Consider the following 10095-nt stretch of genomic DNA (forward strand, 5'->3'; position numbering starts at 1 on the left):
GGTGCGGTGGTGTGGCGAGCGAGAGTGAGGGTGAGTGAACACGTCTGTCCAGCACAGCCCGTCCGGGGACGATTTCGGCTTGCCGGCGCCGGTGGAGCCGCCACGACCGCTCGGTCCCCGGCAGTACGCGTTCTGGATCCTCCAGCAACTCGCCCCGGACTCCGCGGTGTCCAATCTGACCATCGTGCTGCGTACCGAGCGGCGTCTGCGGTGGTGGCCGTTGCACGCGGCGGCGAACCACTTGGTGGCGCGGCATGCGGCTCTGCGTACGCGATTCCCCGCCGCGGCCGGCGTCCCGTTGCGGCACGTCAGTTCCGCCGCTGACGTCCAGCTCGCCGTGGAGTCGGTCGAAGTCGCTGAAGCCGACCTGACGGAACGGCTGCACGCGGCGGCCCGTCGGCCGTTCGACCTCAGCCGCGAGTTGCCGGTACGCGTCGGCCTGTATCAGATCGCGGGCGGCGGCAGCGCAGTGCTGCTCGTGGCGCACCACGTGATCAGCGACGCGATGTCGCTGTCGATGCTCACCGACGAACTGGCCCGGGCGTACGACGGTGTGGCCGCAGGTCTCGGGATTCCCGCCGAGCTGCGCGACGAGGTCCGCGACGACGTCGCCGAGCCGGTGAGCCGGCCCGACGACCTAGCCCATTGGACCCGGCACCTGGACGGCGTCGACACGACGGCGATGGCGATGCCGTGGGCTCGGCCCAGTCCGGCCCGGCCGACCTTCGCGGGTGGGACCATCGCGACCACGCTGTCGCCGCGAACGGTGTCGGCGCTGGCTTCGCTGCGCAAGTCGCTCGGCGGCACCGACAATCTGATCCTGCTGGCGGCGTTCTACCTGACGCTGTTCCGGCACGGCGCGGGACCCGACATGGTCGTCGGTGTTCCGGTGACCAGCCGCAGCACGAAAGCGGCGACGGGTCTGGGCTTTCAGGTCAGCACGCTTCCGCTGCGGCTGACGCTGGATCCGCAGGCCGGCTTCGCCGCGCTGACCCGGCAGGTCCGCGACGCGTTCCTCACCGGCGTGCAGCACGCGTCGGCGTCGATCGAGGAGATCCTGACCGGGCTGGGTCATCACTCGCCCGACTGGCGTGTTCCGCTGTTCCGGCACATGTTCAACTACCGGCCCTGGGACGAGGGAGACGTCAAGATCGCCGGGGAGAAGCCGACCTCGCCCACGCTTCTCCGCGAAGACAGCCGCCTTGACCTTCAGCTGACCATCCTCGAGGGGCAGCCGCCGGAGGTGCTGGCCAACTACAGCGCCGAGGTGCACGACGAAGCCGACATCGTCGCCCTGCTGGCCCGGATGGAAACGTTGGTTGCGGCGGCCGCCGAGGATCCACATCGGCCGGTGGCGGAACTCGACATGCTCAGCGCCGCCGAACGGGAGGTCATCGGCGACGTCAACGGGACCGCCCGCGCGGGCTACCCGGATCGGGCCGTCCTGCAGCGGTTCCTCGCCCATGCCGAGACCGAGCCGCAGGCGGTCGCAGTAATCGACGGCGACAACGACTACTCGTACGCGCAGCTGTCGAACCTGGCCCGCCAGGTGGCCGCCCGGCTGCGCGCCGACGGCGTCGGGACGGGCGACATCGTCGCGCTGGCCTTGCCACGGTCGGCCGCGCTGGCCGCCGCGATCCTCGGGGTGTGGGCGGCCGGTGCCTGCTACCTGCCGCTGGACGCGGAACATCCGGCCCAGCGACTGGCGCAGCAGCTCGCAGACGCCCGCGCGAGATTGGTGCTGGCCGAGTCCACGCAGGACATCGCCGACAGCGCCGGTACGCCGGTCGTCACCTGGAGCGAGGTGATCTCCGGCGGCGCGGGCGGCGACGAGCTGGAGCTGCCCGCCGACGCCGAAACCGCGTACGTGATCTACACGTCGGGCTCGACTGGAACACCGCGTGGCGTCGTCGTCAGTCACCGCAACCTGGCCAACGTAGTCGCCGACTTCGCCGACCGGCTGGGCGTGAGCGCGACGGACGCGGTGCTGTGGTCCACCACGACCGCCTTCGACATCTCCGGGCTGGAGCTGTGCCTGCCGCTGAGCACCGGCGGCACCCTGGTCATCGCCGGGGCGCAGGCCCAGGTCCGGCCACGGGAACTGCTGGACCTCGTCGCCAAGCACGACGTGTCGGTGGTGCAGGCCACGCCGACGTTCTGGCGTACCGCGACCGAGGTGTTCACCGACGGTGAACTGCGCGGCCGCACGGTCCTGTGCGGCGGCGAGCCCATGACGGCCGGGCTGGCCCGTGACCTCCTGGCCACCGGGTGCCGGCTGTTCAACGTGTACGGCCCGACCGAGACGACGATCTGGTCGACCGCCGTCGAGCTGGCCGGCGATGTCACCGACCCCGTCCCGATCGGCGGGCCGCTGGCCAACACGACCGTCACGATCCTGGACGAACACGGTGCCCAGCAGCCGCCGGGTCTGCTGGGCGAATTGTGCATCGGCGGGGCCGGCGTGACCCTCGGCTACTTGAATCGACCCGAGCTGACCGCCGAGCGGTTCCCCCAGGGAGCACAGGGCCGCTACTACCGCACCGGCGACCTGGCCCGCTGGCGTGCCGACGGAGTGCTGGAGCTGTTCGGCCGCAACGATCGGCAGGTCAAGCTCCGCGGGCACCGCCTCGAACTGCCGGAGATCGAAGGCGCGCTGCGGTCGCATCCCGCCGTCGCCGAGGCTGCGGCCGTGATCGTCGGCGACCCGCAAGGCGACGCCGAGCTGCGAGCGTTCGTGATTCTCGCCCCGGAGGCGTCGTCGGCGGTCGTGGCCGAACTCTGGCCCTATCTGAGCCAGCGGCTGCCGTCGTACGCGTTGCCGTCCCGGCTGCGGCTGCTCGATGAGTTCCCGGTCAGTCCCAACGGGAAGACGGACTACGGCGCGTTGCGGGCGCTCGACCTCAGCGGTGCGGAGGGCGGGCCGCCGCCGGCCGACGACCACCCCGATCCGAATCCGGAGCTGACTCGGCGTCTCCTGGCGTTGTGGCGCGACACTCTGGCCCGACCCGGCCTGGGGGAGGGCGATCATTTCTTCCTCAACGGCGGGCACTCCTTGCTCGCGGCGCGGCTCGCTGGCCGGATCGCGGACATGCTCGGCGAAGACCTCCCCCTGCGGGCGATCTTCGACCATCCGACGGCCCGGCTGCTGTCGGCCCACCTCAGCGGGGAGCACTGAGATGGGTGTGCCGTGGTTCGCCTGCGTGGAACGGCGAGCCGACCCGCGCGCCCGGGTCTACGTCTTCCCGCACGCCGGTGGCGGACCGGGCGCGGTGGCGGCCCTGGCCGCGGCGTTACCGGACACGATCGAACCATGGGCGCTCAACCTGCCGGGCCGCCAAGCCCGCTTGGCCGAGCCGCCGCGGCGGGACCTCGAGCCGCTCATCGCCGATCTCGCCGAAGAGTTGGCCGGTGATCAGTCCGGTCCGCCGGTGCGGGCCTACTTCGGCTATTGCGGTGGCGCGCTGCTGGCGTACCTGACTGCCCGGCTTGTCGCCCCGAATCATTTGTTCGTCGGATCCTTCGCCGCGCCCGACATCGCCATGGTGCCGCGGCGGCTGCATCTGTTGCTCGGCGAGGCGTTCTGGGACGACCTGCTGGCCGAGGGTGGCGTACCGCCGGAGCTGGCCCGGCACGACCTGCGCCCGGTCTTCGAGGGAGCGTTGCGCGCCGACTTCGGCCTCTACGCCCAGCACCACCACCGCCCGGCCGAACCGCTGAACCTGCCGATCAGCGTGCTGTACGGCCGTGACGACGCCGACCTGAGCCGTGGCGCCCTACTGGGCTGGCGGCGGCACAGCACCTCGCGCCCCGACTTGTGCGAGGTCAAGGCCGGGCACTGGCTGGTCGACGAGAACCCCGCCGAGGTGGCGGCCTGCCTGGCCGAGCGAATCATCCGTGACTAGCCAGCGACGTCCTGGGGAGGCCACCATGCGACCCTTGCCGGACCCGCAGACACCGGCCGACCGGGCGCTCCACGCGATCGAGGCGACGATCGGCATCATCCTCGGCCGCTCGATCGGCCCGGCGGAGAACTTCTTCGAAGCCGGCCTGCGTTCCCTGGACCTCGTCCGGCTGCACGAGGTGGGCGCGCGGGAGCTGACCGTCGAACCGCCGGTCACCGTGATGTTCGCGTACCCGAATCTGCAGGCGTTGCGGCGGCATCTGACGGGCGAAGTCACCGCGGCCGACTTCGGTGGCCGGACCGCCGCGGCGAGCCAGGTACGCCGGGTCGGCAACGCCCGGCGTGAACTGCGCAAGCGAAACCGATCCGAGAGCGAGCCCCAATGAGCGAGTTTTTCGATCCGATCGCTATCGTCGGAATCGCAGCGCGGCTGCCGGGTGCCCGGAACATCACCGAGTACTGGCACAACCTCGCCGCCGGGCGCGAGTCCATCACCGCGCTGACCGACGAGGAACTGCGGGCCGCCGGGGTGCCGCGCTCGCTGCTCGACGACCCGGCGTACGTGAAGATGGCGGGGTTGGCCCCGGACGTCGACCGCTTCGACGCCCGGTTCTTCGGGATGACCGCCCGCGAGGCTGACATCTGCGATCCTCAGCTGCGGTTGTTCCTGGAGGTCGCGTACGAGGCGATCGAGGACGCGGGGTACGACCCGACGCGGATGAGCCGTGACGTCGCGGTCTACGGAGCGTGTGGGCAGAACCGGTACGGCGACCTGCACGTGATGGAGAACCCGCAGTACAGCGCGGACGCCGACATGGGCATCATGGTGCTCAACAGCGTGGATTATCTGGCGACGCTGGTGTCCTACAAGCTGAACTTCCGCGGCCCCAGCATGTCGGTGCTGACCGCGTGTTCCAGTTCGCTGACCGCCGTCCATCTGGCCTGCCAGGCGCTGCAGCTGGGGGAGTGCGACGCCGCCCTGGCCGCCGCCAGCAACGTGGACATTCCCTATCGGACGGGATACCGCTGGACCCCCGGCGGAGTTACCTCCGCCGACGGCCGGTGCCGGCCGTTCGACGCGTCGGGCACGGGCACCATCTTCACCAGCGGCGCGGGGGCGGTTCTGCTGAAACGGGCCGCCGACGCGATCGCCGACGGCGACCACATCTGGGGCGTCATCCACGGAGTCGGAGTCAACAACGACGGCTCGGACAAGGTCAGTTTCAGCGCGCCGAGCGTGGCCGGCCAGTCGGCGGCCGTTGTGGATGCGATGACGATGGCGGGATTCGACCCGCTGGACATCGGTTACGTGGAGATGCACGCGACCGGGACACCGCTCGGCGACCCGATCGAGATGGGCGCGCTCGCCGCGGCGTACCGTCGTCTGGCGGACGCGCCACTGCCGACCGGGCGCATCCCGGTCGGATCGGTCAAGGGCAACGTCGGGCATACCAACGCCGTGGCCGGGATGGCGGGTCTGCTGAAGCTGGTGCTTTCACTGGAACATCAGCAGATACCGCCGTCGATCAACGTTGCGACCGTCAATCCCCGGCTCGAGCTGGACGACACGCCGTTCGTGGTGAACAACCAGGTGCGTGCCTGGCCCCGGTCGGATCGCCGGCCGCGCCGTGCGGGCGTCAGCTCGCTGGGCATCGGCGGAACCAACGTGCACCTGGTCGTGGAGGAGGCTCCGGCCGGGGTGCGTACGCCGAACCTGGACCGTCCCCGCATCCTGGTGTGGTCCGGATTGGACGAGGCGGCGGCGAACGCGAATCAAGCGACCCTGGCCGGCTACTTCGCGGGCGCGGACGAGGCCGATTTCGCCGGCGCGACCAGCACGCTGCAACGCGGGCGCACCGAACGCCGCGTACGCGGAGCCGCGATCGCTGCCAACGCCGCCGAGGCGGCCCGGCTGCTGTCGGCTGGGAACGTCCGAACGGGCGAGGTCGTCGGCGACGCGCCGCCGCCTGTGGTGTTCACCTTTCCAGGTCAGGGCTCGCAGTACGCGCGGATGGCGTCCGGCCTGTACGGCGTGTGGCCCACTTTCACCGAGACGATGGACGTGTGCCTGGAGACCGTGGCCAAGGAAGGCCCGGATCTGTATCCGCTGTGGCTGGCCGATTCCTCCGGCGACCAGCTGGCCGAGACGGCCGTCGCCCAGCCCCTGTTGTTCGCAGTCGAGTACGCGCTGGCGCAGCAGTGGATCGAGTGGGGGATGACTCCGGCGGCGGTGCTGGGGCACAGCGTCGGCGAGCTCGTCGCTGCGACGGTCGCCGGAGTCATGACGCCGGAGGACGCCGTGCGGCTGGTGACGGCGCGGGGCCAGGCGATGCAGCGTCAGCCCCGGGGCGCGATGCTGGTCGCGGGGGCCGGCCCAGACCAGCTGCCTGCCTTGCCGGACGGCTGCGCGGTCGCGGCGGTGAACGCTCCCGATCAGACAGTCGTCGCCGGTCCCGCCGACGCACTGGCCCTGGTGGCGGAAGCCCTGTCCGCCATGGGGATCGTCACACGGACCCTGCGCACCTCACATGCGTTCCACAGTCCGTCGATGCGCCCCGCGGTCGCCGAATTCCTGGCGGCGTTCGACGGCGTGGAACTGACCGCGCCCCGGCTGCCCGTGTACTCGGCGGCCACCGGCCGGCTACTGACCCCCGCTGAAGCCACCGATCCGGGATTCTGGGCTCGGCAGCTGGCCGACCCGGTGCTGTTCAGCGCCGCCGTCGGCAGCGCGGCCGAGGCGGGCGGCGGCATCCTGCTCGAGGTCGGTCCCGGCACGGCGCTGACCGGTCTGATCCGCCGGCAACCGGCCGTCGCCGACGGCCGATGGCGAGCCCTGTCCTCATTGCCGCGGGGAGCCGACAGCGACCAGCACGGTGTGCTCGGCACGCTGGCCGACCTGTGGCTGTCCGGCTGCCCGGTGAACTGGCCCAGCCTCTACCGCATCGAGCGGCCGCAGCGGGTTTCACTGCCGGGCTACCAGTTCCAGCGCGAGCGGCACTGGGTCGATCCGGTCACCGGACCCGCCGCACCCGAAAAGACCGCAGAGTCGGTCGGCCAAGCCACGCCGGTCGCATCGTCTGTCCCGGCGTCTGCCGCGGAACCGGCCGCCGGGCCGTTCACGGTCCCCAGCTGGACGGTGGTGCCCGACCCGGTCGCCGGGCAAGCAGCACCAGGCGTAGCACTCGCCTTGGTCCCGGTCGGCGACGTGACGGTCGTCAACGCGCTGCAGCAAGCCGGGCACGAGGTCATCCGGGTACGCCCGGGTGCGGAGTTCAGCGCCCGATCCGGTGAGTACACGGTGCGTCCGGGGCAGCTCGCCGAGGATCTCGATCAGGTCCTCCAGGTATCGGCGCAGCCGTCGATGCTGGTGCACGCGTGGGGGACCGGTGCTCCGGCGGAGACCGCCGAAGAGCTCGACCGCACCTTCTTCGCGCTGCTGCATCTGGTGCAGCGAGCCGGTCGCCATCGGCCGTCACTGCTCGTCGTGACCCGGGGCGCTGCGGACGTGTCGGGCAGCGAGCCGGTCGATGCGGTGCGGGCGGCACTGATCGCCGCCGTGCGGGCCTTCCGGCTGGAGTCGCCGGACACCGAGTGCCGGGTGATCGACCTGGGCGCGGTGGTCTCGGAGGATCAGCTCATCGCCGAGGTAGCCGCCGACACCGCCGAGCCGGTCGTGGCATTGCGTGGTACGCGTCGATGGGTGCCTGGGGCCATGCCGTGGTACGCCGCCGACGCGGGCGGTGACCTGCGAATCCGTCGCGGCGGGGTGTACCTGTTGACGGGCGGGCTCGGTGGGCTTGGTCTGGCGGTCGCGCGCGGCCTGGCCGCAACCGGCCGCCGGCCGACCTTGGTGCTGCTGAGCCGGACCGTCCGTGAGGTGGACGTCACCGACATCGAATCCATGGGCGCCACCGTGCGGGTGTTCGGCTGCGATGTCGCCGACCGTGAGCAGCTCGACTCCGTGCTCGATCAGATCGGTCCGGTCAACGGCGTCTTCCACCTGGCCGGCTTGCCCGGCGACGGCATGCTGCAGCTTCGCCGGCCGGCGGATGCGGAGAAGGTGCTCCGGCCCAAGGTCTCCGGCACACTTGCGCTGGACGCCGCGTTCGCCGGTCGGCCGCCGCTCGACTTCGTCGTCTGCTTCTCCAGCCAGGCGGCGCTGACCGGGATGATCGGCGGTGCCGACTACTCGGCGGCCAACGCCTTCCTGGACGCGTACGCCGCGACCCGGCCGGGCTGGCTGAGCGTCAACTGGCCGGGCTGGGCGGGCGTCGGGATGGCCAGCGGCGGTGTTCTGGCGAAACTGTCGGAGGCGGTGCGCGAAGCCCGCGCGACCGGCCCGCTCTACGAGACGGTGCTGTCCGCGGAGACCCACTGGGAACTCGACGAGCACCGGATCGGTGGCGCGGCGGTGCTGCCCGGGACCGGGATGATCGACCTGATCCTCCGCGGGTATCAGGCCGTCGTCCCGAACGCGACCGCTCCGGTTACCCTGCGCGACGTGGTGTTCCTACGTCCGCTCGCGGGCGAGACGCCGCTGCGTACCAGGGTGGCGTTCGAGCCCGAGGGCGAAGGGTGGCGCGTACGGGTGCTGTCGCGGCCTGACGACGCGGGCGGTTCGGCGTGGCAGGTGCATGCCGAAGCCGTCGTGGCTCCCGGCGGTCCGGCACCCCGGACGGTCGCGATCGAAGAACTGACCGCCGGCCTCGCCCCGGCGCCGCCGTCGCCTTCGACCAAGAGCGACTTCGCGTTCGGCCCGCACTGGCAGAACCTCGAGGAGATCTGGGAATCGGACGGCACGACGGTCGTCCGGCTGGCGCTGCCGGACGGACTCGCCGCCGAGGCGGCGGCGTACGCGGCCCATCCGTCGCTGATGGACACCGGGTCCGGGGTCATCCGCCGTCATCGTCCCGGCGAGTTGCTGGTGCCGTTCACCTATCGAAGCATGACATGGTACGCGCCGTTGCCGGCCCGGCTGTACAGCCGGTTGCGATCGCTCGCCGGTGACGACCCGTCGGCGGACGTGGAATTCATCCGCGACGACGGCGCGGTCGTGGCCACCATCGAAGGGCTGCGGATGCGGCCGGCGAAGGTGGTCGGCTTCAGCGATCGGCTGGAGTCTGATGTGGACGCTGACGAGGCGGACGGGCTTTCCCCGCAGGAAGGCGTACAACTGCTGCTTCGATTGCTGGCGTCGCGCACGCCCGCGCAAGTGTCGGTCGTGCCGAAGGACTCCGGTGCCGCCGCGCCCGAGCCGCCGGTCCGCGCGCGTGCGGTGCCACCGGAGCTGGTGCCGGCGGTGATCGCCGAGACGTCGGTGCTGGAGCGGCTGGCGGCGATCTGGTGCCTCGTGCTGGGCCGCAGCCGGGTCGAACCGGAGGACGACTTCTTCGAACTGGGCGGCGATTCGCTGATGGGCGTGGCGCTGACCGGCCGCATCCGGGACGCGTTCGGGGTGAACATGAGCATCGGGTCATTGTTCGACTACCCGAATCTGGCCGCCCTGGCCGCCGCGGTCGAAGAGCAGGGGGCGCGGTGAAGGCGCCGGGTCAGACCATGCCGCCTAGCAGGGCGGCCCGGGTGAGTTCGGCCTTGTTGCCGGCTCGCAGCTTCACGCGGATACGCGAGACGTAGGTCTCCACGGTGTGCGGGCTGATACCCAGGCGGGTGGCGATCTGACCATGGGTGAGACCGCACGAGATGAACCGCAGCACCTGCTCCTCACGTTCGGACAGGGGCTGGGCGGGCTTGCCGGGATCGAGCCGGCGAGACCCGCTGGGCTGCGCGGGACTGCGGCCCGACGCGGCCGCGCGGATGGCGGCCACCAGCCCCTCGGCTGACGTGCGCTTGCTGACCACACCGTACGCACCGGCGCGGACATATTCGGCGTGGGCGTCGAAGCTGTCGTCGAGGATCAGGACGGGCGCGATCTTTGCAGCGGCCGCGATCTGTCCGGGCTGTTCCGCCGGTGTCAGAGCGTCGGCGTCGATGATGATCGCGTCGGCCAGCGACGAGGGGGCTTCGTCGGGAGTCTTCCGGACCGAGGCGGTCGTCAGACCGGCGCTCTTGAGCACCTCGACGAGACCGAGCAGGAAGATGGGTGAGTCGACGAGCAGATCGATGCGAATCACGTGTGTCCCCTCTGATCTCGTACGCTGCGATAGCCTCACGTAACGCACCCATAACCGGTCAAG

The 10095-nt window shown here is 71.0% G+C and carries 5 protein-coding genes; 4 read left to right on the plus strand and 1 reads right to left on the minus strand.

Annotated features, from left to right (window positions below):
* The first annotated feature begins 34 nt into the window (after window positions 1-34).
* From HOV77_RS16950 to HOV77_RS16965, 4 genes are read left to right on the plus strand one after another with little or no spacing between them, the layout of a single operon-like run.
* Window positions 35-3175 carry an amino acid adenylation domain-containing protein gene (locus HOV77_RS16950; RefSeq protein WP_290863347.1) on the plus strand — a complete coding sequence of 1047 codons (3141 nt, stop codon included), beginning with the start codon at window positions 35-37 and terminating at the stop codon, window positions 3173-3175.
* Between the two features lies 1 nt (window position 3176).
* On the plus strand, window positions 3177-3902 hold the full coding sequence (locus tag HOV77_RS16955) for an alpha/beta fold hydrolase (RefSeq protein ID WP_290863348.1): 726 nt from the start codon (window positions 3177-3179) through the stop codon (window positions 3900-3902).
* Between the two features lie 25 nt (window positions 3903-3927).
* Window positions 3928-4287 (plus strand): acyl carrier protein, encoded by a 360-nt coding sequence (locus HOV77_RS16960; RefSeq protein WP_290863349.1) that lies wholly within the window; start codon window positions 3928-3930, stop codon window positions 4285-4287.
* Window positions 4284-9440 carry a type I polyketide synthase gene (locus HOV77_RS16965; RefSeq protein WP_290863351.1) on the plus strand — a complete coding sequence of 1719 codons (5157 nt, stop codon included), beginning with the start codon at window positions 4284-4286 and terminating at the stop codon, window positions 9438-9440. The genes HOV77_RS16960 and HOV77_RS16965 overlap by 4 nt, the downstream gene beginning before the upstream one ends.
* A 10-nt stretch (window positions 9441-9450) precedes the next feature.
* Here HOV77_RS16965 and HOV77_RS16970 read toward each other — a convergent pair whose 3' ends face one another.
* Complete coding sequence (locus HOV77_RS16970; RefSeq protein WP_290863353.1) at window positions 9451-10032, minus strand: response regulator transcription factor; 582 nt, start codon at window positions 10030-10032, stop codon at window positions 9451-9453.
* Between the last annotated feature and the right edge of the window lie 63 nt (window positions 10033-10095).

This window comes from Hamadaea sp. (assembly GCF_013362815.1).
GTDB lineage: Bacteria > Actinomycetota > Actinomycetes > Mycobacteriales > Micromonosporaceae > Hamadaea.

Bases quoted from the DNA above. Each gene is read 5' to 3' on its own strand.
- HOV77_RS16965 (WP_290863351.1), top strand. From the start codon at position 4,284: ATGAGCGAGTTTTTCGATCCGATCGCTATCGTCGGAATCGCAGCGCGG.
- HOV77_RS16960 (WP_290863349.1), top strand. From the start codon at position 3,928: ATGCGACCCTTGCCGGACCCGCAGACACCGGCCGACCGGGCGCTCCAC.
- HOV77_RS16955 (WP_290863348.1), top strand. From the start codon at position 3,177: ATGGGTGTGCCGTGGTTCGCCTGCGTGGAACGGCGAGCCGACCCGCGC.